The sequence below is a fragment of the Methylobacterium sp. J-077 genome (assembly GCF_022829365.1).
Taxonomy (GTDB): domain Bacteria; phylum Pseudomonadota; class Alphaproteobacteria; order Rhizobiales; family Beijerinckiaceae; genus Methylobacterium.
In genome coordinates this window covers 167404-193653 of sequence record NZ_JAKSYJ010000102.1, presented here as the reverse complement: position 1 = coordinate 193653, position 26250 = coordinate 167404, and the positions used below count along the sequence as shown (strand labels likewise).

The 26250-nt window shown below is 70.7% G+C and carries 29 protein-coding genes; 11 read left to right on the top strand and 18 right to left on the bottom strand.

The genetic code is table 11. The features are described 5' to 3' along the window. Positions 1 to 4 precede the first annotated feature (4 nt). From MKL11_RS09395 to MKL11_RS09375, 5 genes are all read right to left on the bottom strand, one after another. Positions 5 to 1303 carry a Gfo/Idh/MocA family protein gene (locus tag MKL11_RS09395; protein WP_243942477.1) on the bottom strand — a complete coding sequence of 433 codons (1299 nt, stop codon included), beginning with the start codon at positions 1301 to 1303 and terminating at the stop codon, positions 5 to 7. Positions 1304 to 1386: 83 nt separating this feature from the next. Beyond that, positions 1387 to 1755, bottom strand: a complete 369-nt coding sequence (locus tag MKL11_RS09390; protein WP_243942475.1) for a PilZ domain-containing protein — start codon at positions 1753 to 1755, stop codon at positions 1387 to 1389. Between the two features lie 100 nt (positions 1756 to 1855). Beyond that, entirely contained in the window at positions 1856 to 2614 is a 759-nt protein-coding gene (locus tag MKL11_RS09385; RefSeq protein ID WP_243942473.1) for a phosphatase PAP2 family protein, read from the bottom strand. A gap of 31 nt (positions 2615 to 2645) precedes the next feature. Next, positions 2646 to 3164, bottom strand: a complete 519-nt coding sequence (locus MKL11_RS09380; protein WP_243942624.1) for a 2'-5' RNA ligase family protein — start codon at positions 3162 to 3164, stop codon at positions 2646 to 2648. A 27-nt stretch (positions 3165 to 3191) separates the two neighbouring features. After that, a complete protein-coding gene (locus MKL11_RS09375) occupies positions 3192 to 4295 on the bottom strand; it encodes an SPL family radical SAM protein (RefSeq protein WP_243942622.1) in 1104 nt (367 codons plus the stop codon). A gap of 195 nt (positions 4296 to 4490) precedes the next feature. On the opposite strand from MKL11_RS09375, the gene MKL11_RS09370 reads away from it, so the two are divergent. Beyond that, positions 4491 to 5432 (top strand): alginate O-acetyltransferase AlgX-related protein, encoded by a 942-nt coding sequence (locus MKL11_RS09370; RefSeq protein WP_243942472.1) that lies wholly within the window; start codon positions 4491 to 4493, stop codon positions 5430 to 5432. On the opposite strand, the gene MKL11_RS09365 is transcribed toward MKL11_RS09370, so the two are convergent. Continuing rightward, entirely contained in the window at positions 5426 to 5650 is a 225-nt protein-coding gene (locus MKL11_RS09365) for a hypothetical protein (RefSeq protein WP_243942471.1), read from the bottom strand. The two genes, MKL11_RS09370 and MKL11_RS09365, sit on opposite strands and share 7 nt — an antisense overlap. A 238-nt stretch (positions 5651 to 5888) precedes the next feature. On the opposite strand from MKL11_RS09365, the gene MKL11_RS09360 reads away from it, so the two are divergent. The 6 genes from MKL11_RS09360 to MKL11_RS09335 all read left to right on the top strand — a co-directional run bounded on the left by MKL11_RS09360 (position 5889) and on the right by MKL11_RS09335 (position 10330). Further along, positions 5889 to 6863: a glutathione S-transferase family protein gene (locus tag MKL11_RS09360; protein WP_243942470.1), complete on the top strand. Its 975-nt coding sequence runs from the start codon at positions 5889 to 5891 to the stop codon at positions 6861 to 6863. A gap of 90 nt (positions 6864 to 6953) precedes the next feature. Beyond that, on the top strand, positions 6954 to 7421 hold the full coding sequence (locus MKL11_RS09355; protein ID WP_243942469.1) for a hypothetical protein: 468 nt from the start codon (positions 6954 to 6956) through the stop codon (positions 7419 to 7421). A gap of 72 nt (positions 7422 to 7493) precedes the next feature. Beyond that, positions 7494 to 8408 carry a thioredoxin gene (trxA, locus tag MKL11_RS09350; RefSeq protein ID WP_243942468.1) on the top strand — a complete coding sequence of 305 codons (915 nt, stop codon included), beginning with the start codon at positions 7494 to 7496 and terminating at the stop codon, positions 8406 to 8408. Between the two features lie 58 nt (positions 8409 to 8466). After that, positions 8467 to 9132 (top strand): LON peptidase substrate-binding domain-containing protein, encoded by a 666-nt coding sequence (locus tag MKL11_RS09345; protein WP_243942467.1) that lies wholly within the window; start codon positions 8467 to 8469, stop codon positions 9130 to 9132. Between the two features lie 12 nt (positions 9133 to 9144). Next, entirely contained in the window at positions 9145 to 9351 is a 207-nt protein-coding gene (locus MKL11_RS09340; RefSeq protein ID WP_243942466.1) for a Trm112 family protein, read from the top strand. 589 nt (positions 9352 to 9940) lie between these two features. After that, positions 9941 to 10330 (top strand): hypothetical protein, encoded by a 390-nt coding sequence (locus tag MKL11_RS09335; protein WP_243942465.1) that lies wholly within the window; start codon positions 9941 to 9943, stop codon positions 10328 to 10330. 6 nt (positions 10331 to 10336) lie between these two features. On the opposite strand, the gene MKL11_RS09330 is transcribed toward MKL11_RS09335, so the two are convergent. The 7 genes from MKL11_RS09330 to MKL11_RS09300 all read right to left on the bottom strand — a co-directional run bounded on the left by MKL11_RS09330 (position 10337) and on the right by MKL11_RS09300 (position 17753). Continuing rightward, positions 10337 to 10699 (bottom strand): STAS/SEC14 domain-containing protein, encoded by a 363-nt coding sequence (locus MKL11_RS09330; protein ID WP_058193000.1) that lies wholly within the window; start codon positions 10697 to 10699, stop codon positions 10337 to 10339. A 77-nt stretch (positions 10700 to 10776) separates the two neighbouring features. After that, positions 10777 to 12963: a primosomal protein N' gene (locus MKL11_RS09325; protein ID WP_243942464.1), complete on the bottom strand. Its 2187-nt coding sequence runs from the start codon at positions 12961 to 12963 to the stop codon at positions 10777 to 10779. A gap of 65 nt (positions 12964 to 13028) precedes the next feature. After that, positions 13029 to 14195, bottom strand: a complete 1167-nt coding sequence (locus MKL11_RS09320; protein WP_243942463.1) for an MFS transporter — start codon at positions 14193 to 14195, stop codon at positions 13029 to 13031. 55 nt (positions 14196 to 14250) lie between these two features. Then, positions 14251 to 14508, bottom strand: a complete 258-nt coding sequence (locus MKL11_RS09315; RefSeq protein WP_243942462.1) for a hypothetical protein — start codon at positions 14506 to 14508, stop codon at positions 14251 to 14253. A 151-nt stretch (positions 14509 to 14659) separates the two neighbouring features. Then, complete coding sequence (locus MKL11_RS09310; protein WP_243942461.1) at positions 14660 to 15760, bottom strand: alpha/beta hydrolase; 1101 nt, start codon at positions 15758 to 15760, stop codon at positions 14660 to 14662. Positions 15761 to 16034: 274 nt separating this feature from the next. Continuing rightward, positions 16035 to 17330: an App1 family protein gene (locus MKL11_RS09305; RefSeq protein WP_243942460.1), complete on the bottom strand. Its 1296-nt coding sequence runs from the start codon at positions 17328 to 17330 to the stop codon at positions 16035 to 16037. A gap of 24 nt (positions 17331 to 17354) precedes the next feature. Then, positions 17355 to 17753, bottom strand: coding sequence for a DUF3775 domain-containing protein (locus MKL11_RS09300; protein WP_243942459.1), 399 nt, complete (start codon positions 17751 to 17753; stop codon positions 17355 to 17357). Positions 17754 to 17971: 218 nt separating this feature from the next. Between MKL11_RS09300 and MKL11_RS09295 the strand changes: the two genes are divergently transcribed. Together MKL11_RS09295 and MKL11_RS09290 are read left to right on the top strand one after the other, a co-directional pair. Then, a complete protein-coding gene (locus MKL11_RS09295) occupies positions 17972 to 19507 on the top strand; it encodes a hypothetical protein (RefSeq protein WP_243942620.1) in 1536 nt (511 codons plus the stop codon). 60 nt (positions 19508 to 19567) lie between these two features. Then, positions 19568 to 20863 (top strand): HlyC/CorC family transporter, encoded by a 1296-nt coding sequence (locus MKL11_RS09290; protein WP_243942458.1) that lies wholly within the window; start codon positions 19568 to 19570, stop codon positions 20861 to 20863. A gap of 48 nt (positions 20864 to 20911) precedes the next feature. Here MKL11_RS09290 and MKL11_RS09285 read toward each other — a convergent pair whose 3' ends face one another. Continuing rightward, complete coding sequence (locus MKL11_RS09285; RefSeq protein WP_243942457.1) at positions 20912 to 22300, bottom strand: aminotransferase; 1389 nt, start codon at positions 22298 to 22300, stop codon at positions 20912 to 20914. Positions 22301 to 22433: 133 nt separating this feature from the next. Between MKL11_RS09285 and MKL11_RS09280 the strand changes: the two genes are divergently transcribed. Together MKL11_RS09280 and MKL11_RS09275 are read left to right on the top strand one after the other, a co-directional pair. Further along, positions 22434 to 22970 (top strand): hypothetical protein, encoded by a 537-nt coding sequence (locus MKL11_RS09280; RefSeq protein ID WP_243942456.1) that lies wholly within the window; start codon positions 22434 to 22436, stop codon positions 22968 to 22970. A 40-nt stretch (positions 22971 to 23010) separates the two neighbouring features. After that, complete coding sequence (locus MKL11_RS09275; protein ID WP_243942455.1) at positions 23011 to 23505, top strand: glutathione peroxidase; 495 nt, start codon at positions 23011 to 23013, stop codon at positions 23503 to 23505. Between the two features lie 126 nt (positions 23506 to 23631). Here MKL11_RS09275 and MKL11_RS09270 read toward each other — a convergent pair whose 3' ends face one another. From MKL11_RS09270 to MKL11_RS09255, 4 genes are all read right to left on the bottom strand, one after another. Continuing rightward, complete coding sequence (locus MKL11_RS09270; RefSeq protein ID WP_243942454.1) at positions 23632 to 23931, bottom strand: hypothetical protein; 300 nt, start codon at positions 23929 to 23931, stop codon at positions 23632 to 23634. A gap of 131 nt (positions 23932 to 24062) precedes the next feature. Next, entirely contained in the window at positions 24063 to 24854 is a 792-nt protein-coding gene (locus tag MKL11_RS09265) for an ATP12 family chaperone protein (RefSeq protein ID WP_243942618.1), read from the bottom strand. Between the two features lie 201 nt (positions 24855 to 25055). Further along, complete coding sequence (locus tag MKL11_RS09260) at positions 25056 to 25727, bottom strand: HAD-IA family hydrolase (protein ID WP_243942453.1); 672 nt, start codon at positions 25725 to 25727, stop codon at positions 25056 to 25058. Positions 25728 to 25758: 31 nt separating this feature from the next. Further along, complete coding sequence (locus MKL11_RS09255; protein WP_243942452.1) at positions 25759 to 26145, bottom strand: hypothetical protein; 387 nt, start codon at positions 26143 to 26145, stop codon at positions 25759 to 25761. Positions 26146 to 26250 lie beyond the last annotated feature (105 nt).

The window sequence follows — 26250 nt, the reverse complement described above, 5'->3', positions numbered from 1 at the left end:
GCCCTCAGCTCGGCTCCTCAGGCTCCGGCCCGCGGGTCACGTCGAGACCCGTGCCGGCGCCGGGGGGCGGGCCGACCTTGACCGGGGCGCCGGTGCGGGCGGATTCGTAGATCGCTTCCATCAAGACTTGGTCCTGCAGCCCCTCCTCGCCGGGGGTGCGAGGGCGCAGGTTCTCCTGAATGCACCGGGAGAAGTGGTCCATCTCCAGGGCGAACTGGTTCTTAGGGCTCAGCACCTTCTCGTCGCGGGCACCGGCTTTGCCGTCGCGGTGGGACACGAACAGGCGCTGGCCCTCGTACGCGAAGGCGTTCTGCAGATCGATCGCGGCGTTGCCGGTGTGGAGCGTCAGGCTGCGCGCCTCGTAGACGCCGTAGCTCGACGCGCATTGCGCGATCACGCCGGACGGGAAGTGCATCGTGAAGCTCACGGTCTCTTCGACCTCGCGGAACTTCGGATCGTCCGGCGGCGATTGGATCTGGGCCTGGATCAGGTCCGGCTCCTCGCCGAGCACTGCCCGGGTGGTGTTAAGGCAGTAGAGCCCGATATCCGGCAGCGAGCCGCCGCCCGCGAGCGCCTTCTTGAGCCGCCACTGCTCCGGCTGCCCGGTGGTCTGGCCGTTGAACGCCTGGATCATCCGCGGGCGCCCGAACTCGCCGGAGCGCGCGAGCTTGATCACCGCACGGTTATGCAACTCGTACTGGCAGCGATAGGCGATCATCAGCTTGACGTTGGCCTGGTTGCAGGCCGCGATCATGTCGCGGCATTCCTGCGACGCCACCGCCATCGGCTTCTCGCACAGCACCTGTTTGCCGGCCGCCGCCGCGGCCAGGACGTTGTCCCGGTGCACGCCGTTGGGCGTCACGATGTAGACTGCCTGGATCGCGGGATTGGCTTTGAGCCGGTCCCACTCGTCGTAGCCGTAGACGGCATCCTCGGGCAGCCCGTATTGCCGGGCGACGAGCTTGGCCTTGTCGGGACTGCCCGACATCACCGCGGCCAGCCGCGAGCGCTTCGCCGCCCCGAAGGCCGGGAGGATCTCGTCGAGGCTCAGACGCCCGAGGCCGACCACGCAATAGCCGACGCGCTGGCCCGGGGGCTGGGGGGCCGGGCTTGGCGCCGGCGGGCGGTCGGCCTGGCCGCGCCAGTTCGGAAACATCACGCGCCCGCCCTGGACCGCGCCGGTATCGGCCGGGACCGCCGGGCCGGGCTGCGCCGCCTGGGCCGCACCGCCGAGGCTGGCGCCGGCCAGGGCGCTCCCCGCGGCCAGGAGGGTGCGTCGTGAGAGCCGGGTGTCGTCCGCCATGAGCCTCGCCGTTTCGCTGAATTGGGGTCACGGCCCCGAATCGCCGCGACAGGGGTCGAGCATCCGCGATCGGCACTGTCCCGTCAGTGAACGCCGGCTGGCGCTAGGTCGTTTCCGCCGAGCAGCGCGGCGCGCAGACGCGTGACCTCGGCCTCGCTGTCGGCGAGGCGACGGGCCAGCGCCGCCGGCTCGGACGCCGCCCGCGTCTCGGCAAAGCCGATGCCGATCGTGGCGCCCGTGCGCCAGGTCACGAAGGCCCGCCGGGTCTCGTTCCGGCATGGGATGAACAGGTCGAAACAATCCGTTAGCGTGGCCTCCACCGGGACGCCGATCCTGGCACCGCCGAGGGATACGTCGCGCACGACGCAGTCGATCTCGGGCAGGAAGGCAGCAATCCGAATGCGTCCGCCCAGGCAGACGCGGCGGCGGGCGGTTTGGCGACGCTCGATCACGATCGCTGTCCTCAGGCTGTCGGTCGTTCCGACAACCTCAATCGAGCCCAGATGGCACCCTGAGGTCCACCTTAACCCCCGGTTTACCTTAACGGCCCGGTCAGGCCGGGGGCGGCGGGTCCGGCGCCTCGACCTCGCCCCGCCGCTGCAGCTGAAGGGCGACGAACCAGCACAGGCAGGCCCAGGCCGCGCCGATGCACCAGCCGGCCAGTACGTCGCTCGGCCAGTGGACGCCGAGATAGATCCGGCTGAGCCCGACGAGCAGCGTCAGCCCGACGCCGAGCCCGAGCACCAGGGCCTTCGCGCTCCGGTTGCGGTCGACCCTCGCGACCAGGGTCGCCAGCGTCAGGTAGGCGATGGCCGACATGGTGGCGTGGCCGCTCGGGAAGCTCGCCGTGAACACCTCCATGCCGTGGGGCACGAGATCCGGCCGCGAACGCTGGTAGAACAGCTTCAGCACCGTCGAGACCAGCTCGCCGCCGCCGACCGCGGCGAGCATGAACACACCGATCCGGCGCCGCCCGGAGACCGCCAGATAGGCCGCCACCGCACAGGTCAGGAACAGCACCGTGAAGACGCTGCCGAGCCCGGTGATGTCGCGCATCGTCTCTTCGAGCCAGGGCGGGCCGATCGGGTCGGACAGGTCGGCCGGGTTGCGCAGGGCGAGCAGGATCTTGCGGTCGAGCGCCGCGGTCGAGCCCTCGCCGACCTCGTGGGCCAGGTAGAAGAACCCGTAGCCGAGGATGCTGACGCCCAGCAGGGCGACCAGCGGGCCGACCTCGTTCAATCGCAGGCGCAGCCAGACCGCCATCGCCCGCCCGGTGAGCGGGTTGTGATGCAGACCGCTCGGCGCCCTCATGGCGCGCTCCCTGCGTCGCGCGTGCCGACCATCAGGCATTTTCTCCGAAGGCCAGCACGGCGACGGCCTCCCAGGGACCGCCGAGATAGCGCCACAGCCGGGTCGCGGGCGCCGTGAAATGGAATGGCGCGAACCCGGCCGCCAGGTCGACGTGGAGAGCGCGTGCCTTGTCCGGTGCGACCTTGTTCTGCACGGTCACGTGCGGGCGCCAGCCCTGCCGGTCCTGTGCGGTGAGGTGGGGCTCAAAGGTCTTGGCGAGCCGGGCCCGGAAGTTCGAGAGCGATTCGGATTCGAGCACGTAGGCCACGCCCCGCCCAGTGAAGCGGAGGCCCGTGACGGCGACCTCCGGGGCCGGGACCGTGCGGGCCAGCGTCGAGATGGCCTCGATCACGCCGCGCTCTTTGTCCCCCGGCAGGTGGTGGAACAGCGTTGCGTGGGCGGGGATGAGGTTCAGGGCCTCGGGGAAATTGCGCCGCCGCTCGCCGTCGAAGCGCGCGAAGGTCGGCTCGTCGAAAGCGAGGGTCAGGATCAGGGGGGCGGCGTCATGCATGCGGGGCGACATGGCGCCTGAATCCGCTCAGGTCCAGTACAGCACCCGCGCGGCCGGCAGGTCCCGGGCCAGACACGCCGTGAGATGCGCCCGCATCGCCTGCATCAGCGGCTTCGGGAAGACGTGCTTCACCGTGCCGAACTTGGTGCGCTTCTCCACCCGGTCAGCCTCGTCGAGGGGCAGGTCCGAGCCCGGATACCAGCCGCGCAGAACCGCCTTCGAGATCGGCGTGAACCGGTGGGTGATCAGTTCTGCGGTTAGGTCGAGATCGGGGATGCCGGCCAGCGCGTCGGCGGCGTCGCGGATCAGCCCGGCATAGGCCGCCTCCCAGCCTTCCACCGGGATGATCGGCGCGATGGTCAGGCCGACGGGATAGCCGGCTCGCGCCATCGCGGCTATCGCGGCTAGCCTCGCGTCGAGCGGGTCGGTGCCGCCCTCATAACGTGCGGCAATCCGGGCATTGACCGAGAAGCGGATGCGCGTGCGCCGGTTGTGCGGCAGGTCGAGGAGCGGCGCGACGGCGGCGAACTTCGTGGTGACGCGCAGCTGCACCGGCGCGTCCCAGGCGCCGAAATGCCGGATCGCCGCCGAGAGCGAGCCAGTGAGGTGTTCGATGCCGAGCGGATCGGTGTAGCAGGAGGCCTCGAAGGTGGTGCCCTCATGCGCCCGCTCGGCGGAGGCCGATGTCACGGCGCCCTGGCCGGCATAGGCCGCGAGGTTGCCCAGGATCGCGTCGAGATTGGCGTAGGCGCGGGTCACCGGCGGGCCCTGCAGCGAGCCGGCGAGGTAGCAATACTGGCAATGGGCCGGGCAGCCCTCCGCCAGGTCGAAGCGCCAGTCGGCCGAGGGCGGGATCGGCTGGAGCCGCAGCTTGGTCGGCGGCGCCACCGTGATCGCCAGGGTCGCCTTGGCCGAAATGTAGGCCTTGCGCGGATCGGCGTCGCGCAGGCCGATGAGGCGGTTGGCGGCGAGCCGTTCCACCGGCAGACCCATCGCCTCGGCCCGCTCCACCATGGCCCGACCATGGGCGAAATCCAGCGCCGCTGGGGTCACCAGGACCCGGCGCGGGTGCCAGAGCCGGGCCGGACGGGGGCGGGCCGGATCGGCGTGCGCGGCCGGCGAAGCGGGCATCAGGGCAGGTGACGAGGACATCTCTATCGAATGCGCGCCCTCAGCGCAGGGTCCGGCCCCGATGCCTGGGCGCAGTGCGGCCGATCCGCTCGCGAGGGACGCAGAAACCGGTTCGGCACCGGCAAATCGAGGTCGACGGAAACTCGGAGCCGTTCCCGATTGCAAGCCGATCGGGAACGGCTCTAAAGCACGGCCATGGCTTCAGGCAGGGAGAGCGTGCATGTCGGCCGCGACGGATGGCTGTTCCTCATCGGTGGCAGCAACCGCGTCCTAGACCGGTACCGGGGCGGCCTGCGGCACTGGCTGCTGCTGCGCGGCTGGGCGCGGCTGATCGAAGCCCGAGCCCGGCGCGCCGAAAGCCTCGGGATCCGCTGCCTGCACGTCATCGTGCCGGAGAAGCTGTCGGTCTACGACGACAAGGTCGAGGGGTTGCGCTACGCCCCGGCCAAGGCCTCGACCCGGCGCCTAGCCCGGCGTTTGGCCCGGCACCCGGCCTATCTCGATCTGCTGGCCCCGCTCCGGGCGGGCCGCGACGGCCCGGTGCCGCTGTATCTGCGTACCGACACGCATTGGACCATCCAAGGCTGCCTGCTCGCCTATCGGGAAATCATGCGCGCGCTCGGGGCGATCCCGCCGGCCGATATCGCGGGGCGGCCTCAGATCATCTCGGAGGAGGTCATGGATCTCGGCGAGAAGCTGCGCGAGCGCCCCCGGGAGCGGCTGGACCGCGTCATGCTGCAGCGCGACGCCAAACGGGTCGAGGTCGGCCCGCTGCTCAGCGCCTACGAGGCGCAGGGGCGGGACCGGGAGGCCCATGTCGGCGCGCACGTCGTCTACCGGAACGAGACGGACGGCGCCGATCCGCGCCGCCTCGTCCTGTTCGGCGACTCCTGCGCGCATTTCGACCCGTTCCTGCTGACCGGGCTGCTGGCCGAGAGCTTTCGCGAGGTCCACTTCGTCTGGTCGGCGAGCCTGGACTGGCCCTACATCGAGCGCGTGCGCCCGGACATCCTGCTGTTCGAGCTAGCCGAGCGCTTCCTGGCCCGGCTCCCGAAGGACGATTTCGACGTGACGGTCTCGGGCCAGCGCGGGACCGGCGGCCGCCTCGCGCAGATGAAAGCCGCCCCGGCTCAGTAGATCGCAGGATCCAGGCGGGCGAACTCGGTGATGCTGGCCGCCTGGTACTGGGCGAAGGATTCCGGCGCGCAGGCGATGCCGATCATCAGGACAAGGAGGGTCGCCACGCAGGCGAGCGTCGCCGTGACGAGGTCCGCGTGCCGCCGGAGGGTGTGGATGATCAGGCACCCCAGGGTGAACAGGACCGCCTCTGCGATGGGCACCAGCGCGAACGACATCTCTTAAGCTCCATCCAGTCTCCCGCCGGACCAGGGCCGCGGCGGGCACGCAGCGGCGGACGGGTGTCGCGAAGATGATCGATTATGCTGCACCGCAACAGAAGCGTGGGCGCAAGCCAGCGTTGCACGCCGCTCTTGAGCGGATCGCAGCCGGAACGGGTCGCCCGGCGCATGCCCCTTTCCGCCCGGCGCCCGGCGCCCATCTCGCCTCGATCGCTTCTTGGAACGGGACATCACCATGGGCCTCCTCGTCGACGGCGTCTGGCGCGACCAATGGTACGACACCGCCTCCACCGGTGGCCGGTTCGAGCGGAAGGCCTCGTCCTTCCGGAACTGGGTGACCGCGGACGGTGCGCCTGGCCCCTCAGGGGAGGGCGGATTCAAGGCGGAGCCCGGGCGCTACCACCTCTACGTCTCGCTGGCCTGCCCGTGGGCCCACCGCACCCTGATCGGGCGCGCCCTGAAGGGCCTGGAGGACGCGATCACCGTCTCGGTGGTCGACCCGCATATGGGCGCCGAGGGCTGGGTGTTCGGCGACACGCCGGGGGCGACGCCGGACCCGATCCACCAGGCGACCCGCCTCTACGAGGTCTACCGGGCGGCGGACTCGATCTATACCGGCCGCGTCACGGTGCCAGTGCTGTGGGACCGGCAGCGGGGCACCATCGTGTCGAACGAATCCGCTGAAATCCTGCGGATGCTCGACGCTGCCTTCGGGGGGACCGGACCGGACCTGTACCCGGAGGACATGCGCGCCGCAATCGACGCGATCAACGCGCGGGTCTACGACCGGGTGAACAACGGCGTCTACAAGGCCGGTTTCGCCACCGCACAGGACGCCTACGCGGCCGCCTTCGAGGCCCTGTTCGCCGAGCTCGACGCCCTGGAGGCGCGCCTCGACCGGAGCCGCTACCTGTGCGGCGACCGCCTGACCGAGGCGGATATCCGTCTGTTCACCACGCTGGTGCGGTTCGATGCGGTCTATGTCGGCCACTTCAAGTGCAACCGCCGCCGGATCGCCGATTATCCGAACCTGTCGAACTACCTGCGCGACCTCTACACGCTCCCCGGCGTGGCCCCGACCGTGAACCTCACCCACATCAAGCGCCACTATTACGAGAGCCACCCGACCATCAACCCGACCGGGATTGTGCCGCTCGGTCCGGACCTCGACTTTTCAGCACCGAACGACCGGGCCCTGCGCTACGGCTAGACCGACCTCGACCCGGCGAATGGGCGCGCCAGCCTCGACAGGACGCCGCCCACACCTAATTCGACGGCAAACGGAGGAAACCCGGCCCCCATGACCACACGCCTGCGCCTCGCGCTGCTCTGCGCCCTATTCACAGTTCCGAGTGCGGCGAATGCCCAGGCGGCGCTCCGGCTGGAGGGGGCCTGCGAGAAGCTGGTCGTCGACGGGCGCGATCTCAGTGCGTCCTGCGGCAACGTGCTGATGAACGCGGTGAGCCGCAACCGCACCAGTTTCGACTTCACCGCGTCGGACGGCCAAGCGTTGAGCTTCAGCGGCAACGGCGCCCAACAGGAGGCCACCGAGGAAACCGATCCGCTGCAGCCGATCAACCTCGTGATGGTGGGCAAGACCGGCGCGCCGACGCTCGCGATCGGCGCCTGTCGATTCTCCACCCCGGAGCCGGGACGCACCGCGATTACCTGCGAGGCGAGCACCGCGGACGGCCACGCCTATGCGGGGACCTTCGTGACCGCCGCCAAAGCTGCGGAGAAGGCGCCCACCGGGACGCCCGCCCGGTGAGTTTGGGCTGGTCAGAGCCGGTCAGAAGCCCCATCTAAGGCGCTCCACGAAAAAAGTTCCGAAGCCAGGCCAATGCTGAATGACATCCTCGCCGGCGGCGCCGCCCCGGCCGGCGATACCGATGCCCTGATCAAGGACACGACCACCGCGGGCTTCCGGCAGGATGTCATCGCCGAGTCGATGCAGCGGCCGGTCCTCGTCGACTTCTGGGCGCCGTGGTGCGGCCCCTGCAAGCAGCTTACGCCGGTTCTGGAGAAGGTGGTCAAGGCGGCCAAGGGCGCGGTCGCCCTGGTCAAGATGAACATCGACGACCATCCGTCGATCGCTGGCCAACTCGGCATCCAGTCGATCCCGGCAGTGATTGTCTTCCAGAAGGGCCAGCCCGTCGACGGCTTCATGGGCGCGGTGCCCGAGAGCCAGATCAAGGAGCTGATCGACCGCGTTGCCGGCCCCGCCCAGGATCCGGTCGAGATGGCGCTCGCCGACGCCGCCGCCCTGATCGAGGAGGGCGACCTCGCGGGCGCGTCCGAGATCTACGCGGCCGTGCTGGAGCAGCAGCCCGACAACGTGACGGCGCTCGCCGGCCTGGCGAAGATGCAGCTTGACGCCGGCGAGATCGAGAACGCTAAGCGGGTCCTGGCCATGGTCCCGGAGGCGAAAGCCTCCGACCCGGCACTCACCGGCATTCGCGCTGCTCTTGAACTCGCCGAGCAGGCCGCCTCGCTGGGCGACCTGGCGGGCCTGCAGCGGGAGGTCGAGGCCAAGCCGGACGCCCACCAGGCGCGGTTCGACCTCGCCCTTGGGCTCGCCGCCGCGGGCGAGCGCGGCCAGGCGGTCGATCATCTGATCGAGTTGCGCAAGCGCGACAAGGACTGGAACGAGGATGCTGCGCGCAAGCAGCTCCTGCAGTTCTTCGAAGCGTGGGGCGTGATGGATCCCGACACGATCCGGGGACGCCGCAAACTTTCGGCGCTCCTGTTCTCGTGACGCATCGACGCGCGCTGGGGCGGACCGTCCGACCCAGCTGGCCCAACCGGGAGGCGCCATGAGCACTCATGCGAGCTACAAGGGCCCGGCGGATTGCCCCGCCGTCATCCCGGTCTTCCCGCTGCCCGGCGCGTTGCTGCTGCCGCGCGGACAGATGCCTCTGAACATCTTCGAGCCGCGCTATCTATCGATGATCGACGATGCGATGCGCACGGACCGGGTCATCGGCATGATCCAGCCCGATCCCGAGGGCTCGGGCGCCGCGAACCCCAAGCTCTACCGGGTCGGCTGCGCCGGACGGATCACGCAATACGCCGAGACGGGTGACGGCCGCTATCTGGTTTCGCTAACCGGCATCAGCCGGTTCCGGGTGGAGAGCGAGTTGGCCTCCACCAGCACCTACCGCCGCTGCCACGTCTCCTACGACGATTTCGCGGTGGACTTCGAGCCGCGCGCAGGTGAGGAACAGGTCGACCGCGACGGCGTCCTCAAGGCGCTGCGCGACTTCGTGGAGTCGAACGACCTGAAGGTGGATTGGGCCGGGATCGACGAGGCGCCCGACGAGGCCCTGGTCAACGCCCTTTGCATGATGAGCCCGTTCGGCGTCCGCGAGAAGCAAGCGATGCTGGAGGCCTCCGACCTCAAGACCCGGGCGGAGATCCTGATCGCGGTGACGCAGATGGAACTGGTTCGCGGCTCCGGCCCCGAACCGACGATGCAATAGGCTGCCCGATCGATGACCAACGACCTCACGACCACCATTGAGGCGACGCGCGTGGATCCCAAGCTTCTCGAAATCCTGGTCTGCCCGCTGACCAAGGGCACCCTGGAATACGATTCCGCCCGCCAGGAGCTCATCAGCCGCTCCGCCAAGCTCGCCTACCCGATCCGCGACGGCATCCCGATCATGCTGCCGGAAGAGGCGCGGCCGCTGACGGATTGAGGATCGGACTTAGGACCACACAGCCGGATCAGTTTGGCCGCACTGCGCTTGAAGCATCGTCCTCCCGTTCGGGATACGACCTCCTGGGGTTTTGAAGCAAAGGCGCTTTTGCAGATCACGACGCGCCCCCTCTCCCGTGCGGGAGAGGGTGGGGGTGAGGGACCCGCTTTATCCGAAAAGACCTGCGCCTCACCCTGTCCCTCTCCCGCACGGGAGAGGGGATCTGCGACGCGTCCTGAGATGCGTAAGCCCGGCAACCCCGGGTGTTGGTACGTCGGCGCCTCAACTGCCCTTATCCAACGGCGATCTGAACTCTGAGAGTTGGCCCGGCCGACCGTGGCCTCAGATCAGAATGCGCACCGCTCACGTTACGATGTTTGCACGAACGCCCGCCAATACCGCCAAGCAATCGCAAAACGCAGCGTGGCTATTCCCGCCCCATCCGACCGCGGATCCTGATCTTACCCCCAAAAACGTGCGGTCATACTCTCGCCGCTTCTCTCATTCAGCATAGGGTCATCCTCCATCAACGAGTGTGACCCGGCGCGCCATGACGGGCGGCGCGCGCTTTGCTGAAAGAATTTCCTGCATGATCAAGCTGGTTGCCACCGTAGTTTTCGCCGCCGGCCTGTCCTCCGCCGTGTCGCTGCCGGCTTCGGCCGAGTCGGGCGCGAACAACGGGACGTGGGCGGTTGAGCTGGTGACGGAGAGCGGCCTGTGCAGCGCCCGCTATTCCTACGCGCTGGCGATCCGGGAGGATCAGGTGCAACTGGTCTCGGGCGGGGCAGGGGCGCGGGTGAGCGGCCATGTCGGCGCCGATGGCAGCATCGGGCTCGCCGTCACCAACGGGACGGCGAGCGGCACCGGGACCGGGCGGCTCCAGGCCGGCACCGGCTCGGGCACCTGGAAGGTCGCCTCCCTGTGCTCCGGCCGCTGGACCGCGCGGCGCCGGGACGACCGCACCGCGCAGGCCGACTGATCTCGGTCAGGCGGCGCCAGCCAGCCAGGTGCGGGCCTCGGCGAGGCGAGCGCGCTCGAATACCTTGATCTGCGTCGGCGAGACGAAGTTGAAGGTCTCGGCCAGGGCCTTCAACCAGGGCGCATCCGTCACCAGAGCGACGTGGCTGACGCTCTTCATCATCGAGATGCCGAAGCGGGGATCCTTGAAGAAGGCCGCCGGCTCCATGCCTTCGAAGGCGCGGATATCCTCGAGCAGCTTGAGCTTGCCGCCCTTGTCGAGATCCGCCTTCATGGCATTCATCGCGGTGTTCATCTCCTCGTCGGAGATCTTGCCGTCGACCACGATCTCGGCGACGTTCGAATCCGGCGTCTTGGTGTAGGTCAGCACTGATCGCTCCTCCGGGAACCGCACGCGTCCCGCCCCCGGCATCCGGAAGCGGGTCCGCTGCCCGTGCCGGCAGTGTCTTACAAAAAGCTCTGCGGGTCGACATCGATCGCGACCTTGACGTTGCCGCGCACCTTCGGGCCGCGGGCGATCCAGGCGCGCAGATAGGCCTGCATGTCGACGTTGCGCTCGGTCTTCACCAGAAGCCGGAAGCGGTAGCGGCCCCGGATCAGGGCGAGCGGCGCCTCCGCGGGCCCGAGCACCATCACGCCCTCGGGCGGATCGGCGGCGCGGGCGAGCGCCTGGCCGTGGGCCTCCGCGACCTCGCGCTCGGCGGCCGAGACGATCAGCGCGGCGAGCCGCCCGAACGGCGGCAGGCCCGCTGCCTCCCGGGCCTGGATCTCCTCCTGGTAGAAGCGCTCGGCATCCCCGGACAGCAGCGAGGCGATCACCGGGTGCTCGGGCTGGTAGGTCTGGACCAGCGCCCGCCCCGGCTTGTCGCCGCGCCCGGCCCGGCCGGTGACCTGCTGGAGCAGCTGGAAGGTACGCTCCGCCGCCCGGGGATCGCCCGAGGTCAGGCCGATATCGGCGTCCAGCACCCCGACCAGGGTCAGGCCCGGGAAGTTGTGGCCCTTGGCCACCAGCTGCGTGCCGATCACGAGGTCGCATTCCCCGGCCGCCACCGCCTCCAGCTCCTGCCGCAGCCGGTCGGCGCCGCCGGGAAAGTCGCTCGACAGGACGACGATGCGGCGATCGGGGAACAGCTCGGCGGCCTCCTCGGCGATCCGCTCGACCCCGGGGCCGCAGGCCGTGAGATTGTCGAAGGTGCCGCACTCGGTGCAGGCGTCGGGCCGCCGCTCGGTATAGCCGCATTGGTGGCAGACGAGCGCCCGCCGGAACCGGTGCTCCACGAGCCAGGTCGAGCAGTTCTTGCACTGATAGCGATGCCCGCAGGCCCGGCACAGGGTCAGCGGCGCGTAGCCCCGGCGGTTGAGGAACAGCAGCGCCTGCTCGCCGCGCTCCAGGGTGGCCTTCACGGCGTTGACCAGCGGCGGGCTGACGAAGCGGCCGCGCTCAGGCTGGTCCTTGCGCATGTCGATGGCGGCGATATCGGGCAGGCGTCGGCCGCCGAAGCGCTCCGGCAGCAGCACGTGCCTGTAGCGCCCCCGCGCCGCGTTCACCCGGGTCTCGATCGAGGGCGTCGCCGAGGCCAGCACCACCGGGCAGCCCTCCAGGCGGCCGCGCACCACCGCCATGTCGCGGGCGTGGTAATGGACGCCGTCCTCCTGCTTGTAGGCGGCCTCGTGCTCCTCATCGACCACGATCAGGCCGAGGCGGACGAAGGGCAGGAACAGCGCCGAGCGGGCGCCGACCACCACCAAGGCCTCGCCGGCCGCCACAGCCGCTCGCAGGCGCTCCCGCCGCTTGCCGCCGATACCGGAATGCCAGGCCGCCGGCCGGACCCCGAAGCGCTGGGCGAAGCGGTCGAGGAACTGCGCCGTCAGGGCGATCTCGGGCATCAGGATCAACGCCTGCCGCCCGGCCCGGATGCAGGCGGCCACGGCCTCGAAATAGACCTCGGTCTTGCCCGAACCGGTGACGCCTTCGAGCAGGACCGGCCGGTTGTCGGCCGCGTCCGACTCCGGATGCCGCCACGGGAACGGTTCGACCAGCTCCGTCACCGCCTCGGCCTGGGCGGGGGAGAGCGGCGTCCGCGGGAAGTCGGGATCCGGCCGCGGCGCGACCGGTTCCGGCTCCACCGCGACGGTCTCTAGGACGCCGTCGTCGATCAGCCCGTCCACCACCGAAAGCGAGACCCCGGCCTCCTTGGCGAGCGCGCTCTTGCCGCGCAGTTCCCGGTCCGCCGCCACCGCCAGGACCTTGGCCCGGGCCGCGGTCGGCCGGGTCGGCGGCTTGTCGGTGAGGCGCACCGCCACCCGGGCGGTCTCGGCGGCGGCGGCCTCGTCGGGCAGGCGCAGCACCATGGCGAGTGCCGAGCCCTTCGGCGCCAGGGTGTAGCGGGCGATCCAGTCGACCAGGCTGCGCAGGGGCTCTGAGAGCGGCGCGTAGGGCAGGCGGCCGGTGACCGGGCGCAGGTTCGAGCCGCCGGCGGTCTCGGCCAGGCCCCAGACCACGCCCACGATCTCCCGGGGGCCGAGCGGCACCTGCACCACGTCGCCGACCGACAGGTCGAGGGGGCCGGGCACGGCGTAGCTGTAGGGCGCATCGAGCGCCAGCGGGATCAGGATCTCGGCGACAAAGGGCATGCGGGGCGTATCGGGCGGGTCCGTTCCGGGTCCGTACCATACGGCCGGGAAAAGAACCCGCGGCTTCAGCGGTCGCGCAGGCCCGGCACCAGCGGCAGCGCGGCGAGGCTGAGCGCCGCCATCGCCCAGAAGGCCGAAGCCCCGAATGCCCCGTAGAGTGCGCCGGAGGCCAGGGTCGCGAGCACGCCGGACAGGCCGAGCGCCACGCACCCGTAGAGCGCCAGCGCGGTGGCACGGAGGCCCGGGGGCGTGGTGACCTCGATCAGTCCAAGGCAGGCGAGGTGCAGGAGGGCGAAGCTCAACCCGTGCAGGGCCTCGGCGGCGGCCAGCAACGGGATCGCTGTGGTGGAGGCAAGCACCGCCCAGCGCAACCCTCCGGCGCAGGCCGCGACCGCGATTCCGGCGGCTGGCCCGATCCGCGCCAGCAGCCAGGGACCGGCCAGGAGGAAGACCAGCACCTCGGCCGCGACCGATCCGGACCAGAGCAGCCCGGCAGTGCCGGCTCCGATCCCGGCGCCGCGCCACAGGATCATGGCGAAGGCGTCGTGAAGCGAATGGGCGCCGATCACCAGCGAGCCCGCGAATACCACGCGCGGGAAGCGCGGCAGCCTCAGCAACCCCGCGACGTTGTTCGACGCCAATTCGCGTTTCTTCGCCGCGTCGTCATGCGCCGGAATCGCCAGGGCCGCCCCGGCCGCCGCGATGAACAGGAGGCCGCTCGCCACCAAGGCGGCGGCCAGACCGGATGTTCCGATCAGCCATCCGGCGGCGCCGGTGGCGGCGATGAAGGCGGCCGAGCCGGCGGCCCGGACCCAGCCGTACTGGAAGACGGTTCCGCGCCGGGCAGCGGCGAGGGCCAGAGCGTCGGCCAGCGGCGCCGGCGCGGCGGTTCCGGCCGCGTAGAGGAGGGCCGGCCCGAGGAGTTGCCAGAAGCCGGCTCCGGGCAGGTGCGCCAGCACGGCGACACCGGCGAGGGCGACGCTCGCAGCCAGGACAGCGCGGCCGGCCCGGCGCCGATCGGCGAAGGCGCCGGCCAGGGGGCCGACCACCAGCCGGACGGCGCCGGCGGAGGCCAGGAGAATGCCGATCGCACCCGGGGTCAGGCCCCGGGCCGCCAGGAAAGCGGGCAGGATCGGCGAGAGGAGGCCGTAGGCGCCGAAGAGCGCAGCGTACAGGACGAGGAAGCGGCCCAGACCGCCCCGCCATCCTTCGCTGATCGCGCCGTCTCCCATGGAGGGCGCATAGCATCGGCCGGCGCCCCTGTATCAGGGGCGCAGGGACAAGGCCTCAGGAGTGGCGGCGCACCGCGTAGCGGTAGCGGCGGCCCTGTTCGTCGAGGAGCTCGCTATCGGAGCCTTCCTGCCAGACGACCTCGTCCTTGGGCCCCTTGGCGTTGGTCAGGGTCGCGCCGCGGACGATGTCGAGGCTGAGGCCGAAGCCGTAATTGGTGGCTGTGGCGTCCGTGATCGCGGCCGAGATGTCGGCCTCGTCGGGCAGGCAGGCGAACAGGACGCCGTCGGCGATCGCGAGGGTATAGGTCTGCACGGTTGGGCTCCGGAGATCGGGACGAGTGGGGGCCGGCACACGAGCGCCCCAAGCTAGGAGGCCCATTCGGGACGAGAAGCGCGTTCTCCGAAATGCTGCATTGCAACATGGGGAGAGCGCGCTCCATCACAAGGTGTCGAGCCCCGGCGCCTCAGCGGGCCAGATGCGCGTCCAGGAACCGCGCCATCTCGCCGAACACCGCCTTGGTCTCCGGCGCGTTCGGAGCGGCGAGGTACTGCGCGTGCGACATGCCCTCGAACACCTGGAGATCGGCTTCGATCCCCGCAGCGCGCAACTTGCGGTGCGTGCGCACCGTGTTCGACAGGAACAGGTCGCGGGTGCCGCTGATCAGGATCGCCGGGGGCAGGCCGGAAAAGTCGCCGTAGATCGGCGAGAGCTGCGGATCCTTCAGGTCGCGCCCGGCGGCGTAGAGCTTGGCAGCGGGCGTCAGGTAGCCGGAATAGCTCACCAGCACGTTGTCGAGCCACTCGTTGGTCCGGTAGCTGTCGCCGGTCTCGGTCATGTCCGACCACGGCGTGCCGAGCCCGATCGCGGCCGGCAGGGCGAGGCCCTCCTGCTTGGCCCGCAGCATCAGCGCCAGGGTCATGCCGCCGCCCGTGGAGGTGCCGAACACGCCCATGGTCTGCGGCTTCTGCATGGCCAGCATCGCCTTCCAGACCGCGGTCGCATCGTCCATGGCGGCGGGGTAGGGGGCGTCGGGCGGCATGCGGTAATCGACCGAGATGACCTTGTAGCCGCCGAGCCCGGCCATCAGGATCGCCTCCAGGGTGCCGGCCTCGCCCGGGTTGTAGACGTAGCCGCCGCCATGGATGTGCAGCAGCAGCCGGTTGCGGTTGGCCTCGGGGATCGTCCTGGGCTGGACCACGAACACCTTCACGCCGCCGATCATCGCGGCCTCGCTGGTGACGCCGAGCGTTTCACGGAGCGCCGGCAGGGTGGCGGCGCCGGCCGCCGCCAGCCGGTCGACCAAAACCTTCCAGCCGGCGGCGTCCGGCGGATTGGCGTTCCAGGCCGGCACCCGGTAGGGCGCCGCGACGGCGTTGCGGAAATCCGGGCTGACGGTGTCGGGCACGGGGATCACCCGGCCCGGCACCGTACGAGGGCCGGGCGCGGCATTGGCCGAGCCCATCTCGGCTTCCAGGCCTTTGAAATCGGCCACGGGCGCCGCCTGCCCGAAGGCGGCATGCGTGCCGAGTGCGATCATCAGCATAGCGGGCAGGCTCAGGCGCATCGGGTTTCCTCCGGCGAACAGCCCGTCGCGATGGCCCGTCTCGTTGCGGGCAGGGGCGTTCGGCCGAGAGGGATACAGGGGTGCGGGCAGAATGGGACCTGTTTTTCGTCCTAGGGTTCGGGCGTTGCGCGAACCTTTGAACACAGTACCGTCATTGCGAGCGCAGCGAAGCAACCCAGTGATGCGCAACGTTGTGAGATCGCGCGCTACCATGGGTTGCTTCGCTGCGCTCGCAATGATGGATTGAGGGACGGCTCGCCCCCCCCAAAAAGAATCACCCCCCCACCCGGGGCAGGGCGGCCGGGTGTTCGGGCTCGACGACGACGGTGGCGGGCACGGTTCCGTCGCCGACCAGGGCATCCGCCACGGCATCGGGCGAGATCGCGGCTTCGGCTGCGGTCTCGCCGGGCTCGGCGGTGATCCGGGCGGTCTCGCGGCGGGGCGGCGTGTCGGCGCCGGCATGCTCGTCGGCGACGCGGGGCACGGCCTCGGCAGCGATCAGCCCGATCCCGGCAGCGTGCTCGGCCATGGCGACGCTGTCGGCGGCGAGGACCAGGCTGGAGCCCGAGCGGGCCACGGCGCCGGCGAGCCGGACGATCTCTTCCACCCGGGCGGCGTCGTTGGAGACGTTGCGGATGTAGACGGCGAGCACCCGGCCGGGATGTTCCTCGACGATCTGCGCGTAGACCTCGGGGTCGTGCTGGCCGCTGTCGCCGATCAGCACGAAGGGCAGGTCGCGGTAGAGGGACAGCATGTGGCGGATCAGCGCCTGCTTGTGGTCGGTGGCCCGGCGCGGCAGCGGGTGCGTCCAGGACAGGCCCCATTCCCGCAGGAACAGCACCGGCCCCACCGGGATCCCGTGCCGCTGGAAGAACTCGGACAGCATCTCGTAGAGCCCCCAGGGGGCGCGGGAGACGTAGAGCATCGGGTTACCCTCGGCCCCGCCGGCGCCTGCGTGGAGAGCCCGGTACAGGGCGGCGACGCCAGGAAACGCGACCCGGCTGTCGGCATCCTCGACGAACAGCCGCCACAGCATCTTCAGCTTGTTGGCGACGCCGGTCCGCATCACCGTGTCGTCGATATCGCTGATCACCACGCAGCGGCAGCCGGCGGGCGGGATGAACACCGCGCCCTCGGCTCGGATCGGCGTGTCGTCCTCAAGGACGAGATCCACCTTCTGCCAGGTGCCCGGGCGCCCGGGCAGTTCACGCGGATGCAGGTGCAGGCGGAAATAGCCGTCCCGGTCGGTCGCGACGCTGGCTTCGTCCCCACCGAACCGGGCCGTGATCGCCGCCCCCGCCACCGTCCGCCGGGCGATGCGGCGGCGCAGGTCGCGCCACTGCGCCCGCAGGGAATCGGGATCCTCCCCGGGGATGCCCGGGGATTGCCGGAACACCCGGCCGATCAGAAAGATCTCGTCGCGGGAGCCGTAGCCGCGATAGGGCTCGACCACGAGCCCGCCGGGCCCGGTGCCACCATGCCCCGTCCCGCCATGCCCCTGGGCACGGCGGACCGGGCGAGTGAGGACCCGCAGCGCCTTGGTGGCGCCTCGGCGTACCCGGGAAGCCATGCCGCCGCTCTCCTGTCTTGAGGTTCAAGCCTGCGGCAGTTCGGGGCTGAGCCCCATCGCGTCGAGGCCTTCCTCCAGCAGGTCGCCGGCATCCGGCGCGCCGAGCAATTCCTTCACGGCACCCTCGCCGACGGATTCGCGCTCGCGGGCGAAGCGGACCGCGTCGCCCCATTCCTCCGGCTCCATGTCGCCGCGGCCGATATAGAACAGGGCCAGGAGCTCGGCCCTCGCATCATCGTCGAGCCCGGCGATGGCGCCCCGAACCTCGGATTCGGTGGCGTCGTCGGTGCCCGAGATCAGGACGTCGGTGGAGCCGTCGTCGATCGGGTTCGAGCCCGAATCCGGATCGGTGTTGCCTTCCTTCACCTCGATGGCGCGCAGCCGCAGAACGATGTCGGTGACGGTGTCGACGGCGATATCCATGCGCTGATCTCCGGTGGCTGACGACGTGGGGCGCCCGCGCCCTCAAGCCGCGACAACGGGCGAGGGCGCGCCGAGTTCGCCACGCCGGGCGGCTCCGGCCGGGTTTGCGTGGTTCGCGCCACTTCCCGGCCGCAGGACCGTAGGCTAGAGCCTGCCAGACCTTCCGAACAACCGGATCGACAGCGGCGATAGACGTGACATCTTTGAACGCCGCCGGGATGAATCCTGCCGATACCGTCGATCACGCTGTTAATAGCGCCGACAAGCCCCGGCACACGAGGGCGCGAGCCGTGGCGCTGCTGGTTGCCTCCACCCTCGCGGCGGCCCTCGTCGCGGCGGCGACGCTTCCGGTCCAGGCCCGAGCCGCGGGCACCGAAGCCAGCGCGCCGAGCTGCTACGTCACCGGCGGCGGCGGCCTCGAGATCTGCCGCGACGGGGCCGAGGCCGAGGGCGTTCTGATCGCGCCGGCGCCCTGCGCGTTCGTGCGCGGCGTCCAGATCCTCCGGCTCCCGCGGGCCGAGGCACCCGGCCCGTTGCAGACGATCTTCCAGGGCCAGAGCCCGGTGGCGTCGCGCCGCAGGGACGAGCCGTGCCCGGAGCGGCGCGCCACCGACAGCCGCGACGGCGGCTCGCTGCGCACAGGCCGCAGCCCGGAGGCGCTCGCCACGACGCTGCCACCCTCGGCCGACCGGTTCTGGGTCGATCTCCCGGAGGAGCGCGCGGCCAAGCGCGGCGCGACGGAACCGGCTTCCGAGGGCATCGGCCCCCGCGACCCGATCGCGGTCTCGGGCCGCGACTGGGCCGGGGAAGCCTACAGCTACGTGTTTCTGCTCGGGCAGGAGCGGGTCGGCGGCGAGCCGGATGACGACGCCCCGACCCGGCGGCGCGGCCGCAGGGCCGGGCCGGACGAGCCCGCGGCGCAGCCGGCCGACATCAGGCGCCGGGTGCAGATCGCGGCCCGGACCGTCGATTTCCAGACCTTCGAGATTCGCACCCGGAGCCCGGACGGCTACGGGCTCGCCTGGACGCCGTTCACCCCCGGCGGGCGCGGCACGCCGCCCAATCCCGCCCCGGTGGCCGACGAATCCGGCAAGCCGATCGCCTCTGCCTGCCCGGCCCCAGCCTTCGAGACTCACGGCTTGGCCGGCTCGATCAGCATCGTCGACCGGACCTACCACTACGTCTACACCGACGTCCTGCCCGAGGATTGCGGGCTCGCCCCGGAGAAGCGCCGCACCGCCCTCTACCTGCGCACGTCGAAGGACCTGTCGGCCGCAAAAGTCTGGTCGGCGGCGAAAAAACTCGCCGGGCCGCTGCCGCCCGGCAGCCTGGTCCGGGTGGCGCGGGCCAAGGGCATGCCGCGCTGGGCCGTGTCCTATACCTGCCAGCGGCCGGCCAATGCGCCGGGCGGCCCGGTGGCCGATATCTGCCTGCAATACACCCCCGACCTGAACCTCGACGGGATCGGCGCGCTGACCCTCTACGCAGACCCGGTGGAGGCCGGCCGCTCGCCGGCCTATCTCGGGCTGCGCTCGGGCGGCGACGGCAGCGGTCGCTTCGATCGGAGCGCGCATTTCTGGATGACCGATGCGCAGGGCAATCTCGACACGCCGGCGGTCTATGCGGGCAAGGCCGGGTTCCTGACCTGGCTCGACCGGCTCGCCCCGACGGCCTCCGGGCGCGACGCCTCGAGCCTCTACGGCCGGCCGGTCTACTGGGCGACGTGGACGGTGCGTCGGATCGGCGCGCAATAACCCGCGCGAGGCGCTATATGGGCGGCCTTCCCGCCGCACGAGTCGTGCCTCTTGGAACCGATGGACACCCATATCGACCTGTGGTTCGCCGCGAGCATCGTGGTGATCTCACTGCTGCTCTCGGCCTTCTTCGCGGGCGCCGAGACCGCCTTCACCGCCGCGTCCCGGGCGCGGATGCACGCCCTCGAACAGGCGGGCGACCCGCGGGCGGCGATCGTCAACCGCATCCTGGCGATCCGCGAGCGCTTCATCGGCGCGATGCTGATCGGCTACAACATCGTGGCGATCGGCGCCTCGGCCTTCACCACCAGCGTGCTCACCGCGCTGTTCGGCAAGAACGGCGTCATCTACGCGACGGTGGGCATGTCGGTGCTGGTCATCGTCTTCGCCGAGGTGCTGCCGAAGACGCTGGCCATTTCCAAGCCCGACAAGGCCGCGCTGCTGACCGCCCGGCCGGTGGCCTTCGCGGTCGCCATCATGGGTCCAGCCGCGATCGCCATCGAGCATCTCGTGCGGCTGATGCTGAAGCCCTTCGGCGTCACCATCGGCGAGCACCAGTCGATCCTCACCGCCTCCGAGGAGCTGCGCGGGCAGGTGGCGCTGATGCATCGGGAGGGCGGCGTCGCCAAGGCCGAGCGCGACATGCTCGGCGGCCTGCTCGACCTGTCGAACCTGTCGGTCTCCGACGTGATGGTCCACCGCACCAAGATGCGGGCGATCGACGCCGACCAGCCCTCCGAGGACATCGTCCGGGCGGTGCTGGCCTCGCCCTATACCCGCATGCCGCTGTGGCGCAGGACGCCCGAGAACATCGTCGGCGTGCTCCACGCCAAGGACCTGCTGCGGGCGCTGGACGCCGCCGGCGGCGACGCCTCGGGGCTCAAGGTCGAGGCCCTGGCGCTGGAGACCTGGTTCGTGCCCGGGACCACGTCCCTGCGCGCCCAGCTCAAGGCCTTCCTGACCAAGAAGACCCACTTCGCCCTGGTGGTCGACGAGTACGGCGAGGTGATGGGCCTCGTGACCCTGGAGGACATCCTGGAGGAGATCGTCGGCGAGATCGCCGACGAGCACGACGTCACGGTGTCCGGCGTGCGCCCGCAGGGCGACGGCTCGGTCCATGTCGACGGCGGCGTCCCGATCCGCGACCTCAACCGCGCCATGGACTGGAACCTGCCCGACGACGAGGCCACCACCATCGCGGGCCTGGTCATCCACGAGGCCCGGACCATCCCCGACCAGGGCACCGCCTTCAACTTCCACGGCTTCCGCTTCCAGGTGATCCGGAAGGCCAAGAACCGGATCACCACCCTGCGGATCACGCCGCTGACCCCCACGGGGGTCCAGACCATCGCGTAGGCGGAGGCGCAGCGCGACCCGGTGTGACCCGGGCCGCGCCGGTTCCCGTCAGGCCGGCATCGCCTCCAACCCCTCGGCGCGGATCCAGTCGCGGGTGCGGTCGAGCGCCCGGCCCAGCCGGTCGAACAGCGCGTCGATCTCGTCGGGGGTGATGATCAGCGGCGGGCAGACGGCGACCCGGTCGCCGGTCAGCGACCGCACGATCAGGCCCTCGCCCTGCGCGAAGGCGACGCAGCGGGCGGCCACGCCCGCCTTCGGGTCGTACTGGCGCTTGCTCCCCTTGTCGGCGACGATCTCCAGGCCGCCGATCAGGCCGATGCCGCCGGCCTCGCCGACGATGGCGTGGTCGGCGAGTGCGGAGAGCCGGCGCTGGAAGTGCGGCGCCTTCTCGGCCGCGCCCTCGATCACCCGGTCGCGCCGGTAGATCTCGATCGCCTTCAGCGCCACCGCGGCCGCCACCGGGTGGCCGGAATAGGTGGTGCCGTGCCCGAAGGTGCCGAGCTTCTCGCTCTGGCCGATCATCGCCTGGTAGAGGGGCTCGTCGATGCTGACGCCGCCGAGCGGCATGTAGGCCGAGGTCAGGGCTTTGGCGAAGGAGATCGAATCGGGCCGGATCCCGAGGGCCTCGCTGCCGAACCAGGTGCCGAGCCGGCCGAAACCGCAGATCACCTCGTCGGCGATCATCCGCACGTCGTACTTGGCCAGCACCGCCTGGATCGCGGGGAAATAGCCCCGCGGCGGCACGATCGCCCCGCCGGCGCCCATCACCGGCTCGGCGATGAAGGCGGCCACCGTCTCCGGCCCCTCGCGCAGGATCGTCGCTTCCAGCTCGGCGGCGAGGCGGGCCGAATAGGCCTCCTCGGTCTCGCCCGGCTCGGCGCCGCGATAGAAATGCGGGCAGGCGACATGCAGGAAACCCGGCAGCGGCAGGTCCCAGTCGGCATGGTTCGCGGTCAGGCCGGTCATCGAGGCGCTGGCCACCGTGACGCCGTGATAGCCCTTCTGCCGGGCGATGATCTTTTTCTTCCGCGGCCGGCCCAGCGCGTTGTTGTAGTACCAGGTGAGCTTGACCTGGGTGTCGTTGGCCTCGGACCCGGACGACGTGAAGAAGATCTTCGAGGTCGGGACCGGCATCAGCTCCTTGAGCGTCTCGGCCAGCTCGATCCCGGGATCGTGGCTGCGGCCGGAGAACAGGTGGGTGAACGGCAGCCGGCCCATCTGGACCCGGGCGGCCTCGACCAGTTCCGCGTTCGAGTAGCCGAGCGCCGTGCACCACAGGCCCGACATACCCTCGATGTAGGACCGGCCCTCCGTGTCGTAGACGTGGACGCCCTCGCCGCGCTCCAGCACCAGCGGGCCGGTGTGCCGGTGGGTCGACAGGTTGGTGTAGGGGTGGAGCAGGGTTTCGACGTCGCGGGTCGCGAGATTCGAGAGCATCGTTCGCACCGTCCTCATCCCAGGGAAGCCGCCACACTACCGACCCGATGCCCGTGCAGGTAGCCCCGCGGGCCCCGTGCCCGGCTGGTGCCGGATGCATGCCCCCGTGTTTGACCCGCGCGACGCACGATCCATGCTGAATCCCGAAACCTTGGTGGCGCAACCAGCCCCCGGGCGCGCCTGCGGCGCCTGCACCCTGTGCTGCAAGGTCTACGACGTGCCGGCGGTGGAGAGCGTCGCGGGCCAATGGTGCCGCCACACCAAGGCCGGCCAGGGCTGCGCGATCCACGCGACGCGCCCCGATCATTGCCGGGCGTTCCACTGCCTCTGGATGACCGAGAGCTGGCTCGGGCCGGAATGGAAGCCCGACCGCGCCAAGCTGGTGCTCACGCTGGACCCGCTCTCGCGCAACATGAACGTCCAGGTCGATCCCGGCCAAGCGAATGCCTGGCGCCGGGAGCCCTATTACGGCCAGCTCAAGCGCTGGGCGGTGGCCTCGGTGCCGCTGCGCCGCCACGTGCTGGTGCACGTCAACAAGACCACCACGGTGGTCCTGCCCGACCGCGACGTCAGCCTCGGCGTGGTCGGGCCGGACGAGCGGATCGTCTCGCATGACCGGATGACCCCGCAGGGCCCGAGCTTCGACGTGCAGAAGGTCAAGGCCGCGTAAGGCCCTTGCGGCACCCGCGGGTTTGCCCGACTGATCGGGCATGACGACGATCCACGATTTCACCGTTCCCGCGGCGGACGGGAGCCCTTACCCCCTCGCGCAGCATCGCGGCGCGGTGCTGCTCATCGTCAACACCGCCTCGCGCTGCGGCTTCACCCCGCAATATGCCGGGCTGGAGCAGCTGTGGCGGGCGCATCGCGCCGAGGGCCTGACGGTGCTGGGCTTCCCCTGCAACCAGTTCGGCGCCCAGGAGCCGGGGGACGCCGCCGAGATCGCGAGCTTCTGTTCGCTGACCTACGACGTCAGCTTCCCGGTGCTCGGCAAGGTCGCGGTGAACGGGCCCGAGGCCGAGCCGCTGTTCGACCACCTGAAGCAGGCCCGCTCAGGGCTCTTCGGCACCAAGGCGATCAAGTGGAACTTCACCAAGTTTCTGGTCGGCCGGAACGGCCAGGTGATCGCCCGGTTCGCGCCTTCGGCCAAGCCGGCCTCGCTGGAAGGGAAGGTGCGTGCCGCACTGGCCCAGCCGGTGGGGTGAGCCACCTCGACCATCATCGCGAGCGCAGCGAATCAACCCAGTGAAACGCGCGATCTCCAACCATGGCGTTTCCCTATGTCATTTCGCTGCGCTCGCAACGACGTCGGTGAGAGGTCGGGCGGCGACTCAGGCCGGATCGGCCTCCGCGAGACGGTGCGTCTGCGCCGTCAGCCGCAGAAGGCTCCGCAGCGGCGCGATCCGCGACGGGCGCATCGCGTCGCGCAGAATGCCCACCAGGAACCGCGCCTCGGCGATCTTCCGAAGGGTCGGGTCCGCAGCGCCGCCGATCAATGCCTGTCGTTCCAGCCGCGATAGCGCCGCGAACAGCGCCCCGCGCGCCGCTTCATCGTCGGACGATTGCTTGCTACCGAGCAGCGCAGCCAATTCATCTTCGAAACGATCATGACGACAAGGATCGGCGCGCATTGATGATCCGATGACTGGAATAGTCCGACCCTAAGTCAATCCTCGCGGGATGTCAGCCGGCTTCGCTGCAGCACGGCAGCGAAGCCGGGATTGTTGCGCAACTGCATCTGCGCAATCCACCGAGAGCGGGTTCAGACGCTGGCGATGAGTTCGGCCGCGGCCTCGAATTCCGCCCGGCGGATTGCCAGCCGCGCCTCGGCCTCGGCATCGCCGCCCCAGACGGCCGCCTGATAGGTCTCGTCGACATGGGCCGCGTCCCAGGCCTCTGCCGGGGTGAGCCGGCCCCGCAGCACCGCGAGCGCGATCAGCAGCGAGCCGGTGAGCGTCGTCAACGTGTGCAGGCCGGCCAGCCGGAACGGGCTGTCCACCGCGGCCACCGCCTCGGACAGCGCCCGCACGGTGTCGGACGGTTGGGTGACATGCATCACGCCCTCGCTGAGGATCACCCGGGCGCCGAACGCCTCCCGGGCCCAGTCGAGGATCGGGTCCCAGGCGGCGGCCTGGGCCGAGACCAGCCGCTCCGGATCCCCGGCCCGATAGGCGACGAGGTCGGTGCCCGCATAGGCGCAGAGATCCTCGACCACGGCCGCGTGCCGGGGCGCGACACCGTCGATGCTGGTATTCGCAAGTCGGGTCAGCGGCATCTTGGCCGGGTCGATCACGATGGCCTGGGCGGCCCATTCGGCCGCGACCTTTTCGGCCAGAGCCCGGGTCGGCAGGCTCAGCGGATTGCGCGCCGGCGTGTTGGCCGGGCGCCCGTCGAGGGTCAGCCGGAACCCGTCCGGGCCCTCGGCGAAGCCGGCCTCCTGGTAGAACCGGCGGGGGAGGGCGGGCTTGGCATGGCCCCGGGCCGACCGCATCGGATCGGGCCGTTCTCCCCCGTCGCCCGGTTCGCCGAGCCACTCGTTCGTCACATCGCTCATGGATGCGAGATAGGGGGTTTCGGGTTCGTCGGCGAGCCTGTTTGGCACGACCCCGCGTGTCCCACCCGCGTCCTCATTTTGAGGTGCGAGCGCAGCGAGCCTCGAAGGAGCCCTCCAGCCGGCCGCGCGACCCCTGGAGGGCTTCTTCGAGGCCTCCGCTTCGCTCCGGCACCTCAGGATGAGGAGGAGGGTAGGAATAGCCTAACCTGCACCGGCAGGCGGCTCCCCCCCGGAAAACAACCACTCCAGCGCGCCGGCGCTCGACACCACCGTGACCGCCCCGGCCCCGTAGAGGGCGCCGGCCGGGTGGTAGCCCCAGCCGACCCCCACGGAGACGGCCCCGGCCGACACGCCCATGGCGATGTCGAAGGTCGTGTCGCCGACCATCACGGTGGTGTCGGGGCTGCAGCCGGCCTCCGCGATCGCTTGGAGCAGCATGGTCGGGTCGGGCTTGGAGGGGGCGTCGTCCGCGCTCTGGGTGGTGGCGAACCAGTCGGCCCAGCCGTGATGCTCGATCAGCCGGTCGACGCCGCGGCGCGATTTGCCGGTGGCGAGGCCGATCAGCACGTCCTCGCGGGCATGCAGCCGGGCCAGCAGCTCGCCCATCCCGGGGAACAGCGGTTCCTCGTAGGCGGGATCGACGCGCAGGCGGTTATAGGCCTGCTTGTAGCTCTCGGAGAGTTCCGCGATCGGCCCGTCCTCGCCGACCAGGCGCCGGAACGCCTGCGGCAGCGACAGACCGACCACCGAGAGCGCCTCGCGCCGGCCCGGGGCCGGCAGGCCGTTCTCCGCGAAGGCGAGCCCCTGCGCGGCGACGATCAGGTGCTGGCTGTCGACCAGGGTGCCGTCGACGTCGAAGACGATGAGCTTCATCGCCCGACCATGCCGGGCACGGGGCCGCCCGTCACGGCTTGCGGCCGGGCTGGACCGGCGGGGCGGCACTCGGCTGCGCCGGCTGGGTGTGGGTGCGCTCGTAGCCGAGCCGGCAGCGGATCAGGAACCGGCGCCGCTTGCCGCCGCGCAGGCCGCGCTGGTGGGAAGCGCGGTTGCAGGCCGCGTAGGACCGCCGCCGCCGCTCGGCCCGGCCGCTCGACGCCGAACGGGGGGCGGCCTGCGGCGCGGCCGCGGACGCGGCGGGGGCCGCAGCAGTGGGTGCGGCCGGCGGCGGCGCCTCGGCCGGCGGTGCGGCGCTCGCCGGTGCGGCCGGCTTGGCCGTCTCGCCCGGTGCGGCGTAGGCGACCGGCCCGACAAGGCAGAGGGCGGCGAGGCAGGCCAGCGTCGCGAGCTTCATGCGTCAGGGTCTCGAACCGCGGGAAATCGGCCCCGCGGCGGAACGGCGGGTCGCGGATCAGCATATGAGGCGAGGCCGCCGATTGCCAAGGCATGCCGGACGCGA

Bases quoted from the DNA above. Each gene is read 5' to 3' on its own strand.
- MKL11_RS09395 (WP_243942477.1), bottom strand. From the start codon at position 1,303: ATGGCGGACGACACCCGGCTCTCACGACGCACCCTCCTGGCCGCGGGG.
- MKL11_RS09385 (WP_243942473.1), bottom strand. From the start codon at position 2,614: ATGAGGGCGCCGAGCGGTCTGCATCACAACCCGCTCACCGGGCGGGCG.
- MKL11_RS09380 (WP_243942624.1), bottom strand. From the start codon at position 3,164: ATGCATGACGCCGCCCCCCTGATCCTGACCCTCGCTTTCGACGAGCCG.
- MKL11_RS09375 (WP_243942622.1), bottom strand. From the start codon at position 4,295: ATGCCCGCTTCGCCGGCCGCGCACGCCGATCCGGCCCGCCCCCGTCCG.
- MKL11_RS09370 (WP_243942472.1), top strand. From the start codon at position 4,491: ATGGCTTCAGGCAGGGAGAGCGTGCATGTCGGCCGCGACGGATGGCTG.
- MKL11_RS09365 (WP_243942471.1), bottom strand. From the start codon at position 5,650: ATGTCGTTCGCGCTGGTGCCCATCGCAGAGGCGGTCCTGTTCACCCTG.
- MKL11_RS09360 (WP_243942470.1), top strand. From the start codon at position 5,889: ATGGGCCTCCTCGTCGACGGCGTCTGGCGCGACCAATGGTACGACACC.
- MKL11_RS09355 (WP_243942469.1), top strand. From the start codon at position 6,954: ATGACCACACGCCTGCGCCTCGCGCTGCTCTGCGCCCTATTCACAGTT.
- trxA (WP_243942468.1), top strand. From the start codon at position 7,494: ATGCTGAATGACATCCTCGCCGGCGGCGCCGCCCCGGCCGGCGATACC.
- MKL11_RS09345 (WP_243942467.1), top strand. From the start codon at position 8,467: ATGAGCACTCATGCGAGCTACAAGGGCCCGGCGGATTGCCCCGCCGTC.
- MKL11_RS09340 (WP_243942466.1), top strand. From the start codon at position 9,145: ATGACCAACGACCTCACGACCACCATTGAGGCGACGCGCGTGGATCCC.
- MKL11_RS09335 (WP_243942465.1), top strand. From the start codon at position 9,941: ATGATCAAGCTGGTTGCCACCGTAGTTTTCGCCGCCGGCCTGTCCTCC.
- MKL11_RS09325 (WP_243942464.1), bottom strand. From the start codon at position 12,963: ATGCCCTTTGTCGCCGAGATCCTGATCCCGCTGGCGCTCGATGCGCCC.
- MKL11_RS09320 (WP_243942463.1), bottom strand. From the start codon at position 14,195: ATGGGAGACGGCGCGATCAGCGAAGGATGGCGGGGCGGTCTGGGCCGC.
- MKL11_RS09310 (WP_243942461.1), bottom strand. From the start codon at position 15,760: ATGCGCCTGAGCCTGCCCGCTATGCTGATGATCGCACTCGGCACGCAT.
- MKL11_RS09305 (WP_243942460.1), bottom strand. From the start codon at position 17,330: ATGGCTTCCCGGGTACGCCGAGGCGCCACCAAGGCGCTGCGGGTCCTC.
- MKL11_RS09300 (WP_243942459.1), bottom strand. From the start codon at position 17,753: ATGGATATCGCCGTCGACACCGTCACCGACATCGTTCTGCGGCTGCGC.
- MKL11_RS09295 (WP_243942620.1), top strand. From the start codon at position 17,972: ATGAATCCTGCCGATACCGTCGATCACGCTGTTAATAGCGCCGACAAG.
- MKL11_RS09290 (WP_243942458.1), top strand. From the start codon at position 19,568: ATGGACACCCATATCGACCTGTGGTTCGCCGCGAGCATCGTGGTGATC.
- MKL11_RS09285 (WP_243942457.1), bottom strand. From the start codon at position 22,300: ATGCTCTCGAATCTCGCGACCCGCGACGTCGAAACCCTGCTCCACCCC.
- MKL11_RS09280 (WP_243942456.1), top strand. From the start codon at position 22,434: ATGCTGAATCCCGAAACCTTGGTGGCGCAACCAGCCCCCGGGCGCGCC.
- MKL11_RS09275 (WP_243942455.1), top strand. From the start codon at position 23,011: ATGACGACGATCCACGATTTCACCGTTCCCGCGGCGGACGGGAGCCCT.
- MKL11_RS09270 (WP_243942454.1), bottom strand. From the start codon at position 23,931: ATGCGCGCCGATCCTTGTCGTCATGATCGTTTCGAAGATGAATTGGCT.
- MKL11_RS09265 (WP_243942618.1), bottom strand. From the start codon at position 24,854: ATGAGCGATGTGACGAACGAGTGGCTCGGCGAACCGGGCGACGGGGGA.
- MKL11_RS09260 (WP_243942453.1), bottom strand. From the start codon at position 25,727: ATGAAGCTCATCGTCTTCGACGTCGACGGCACCCTGGTCGACAGCCAG.
- MKL11_RS09255 (WP_243942452.1), bottom strand. From the start codon at position 26,145: ATGAAGCTCGCGACGCTGGCCTGCCTCGCCGCCCTCTGCCTTGTCGGG.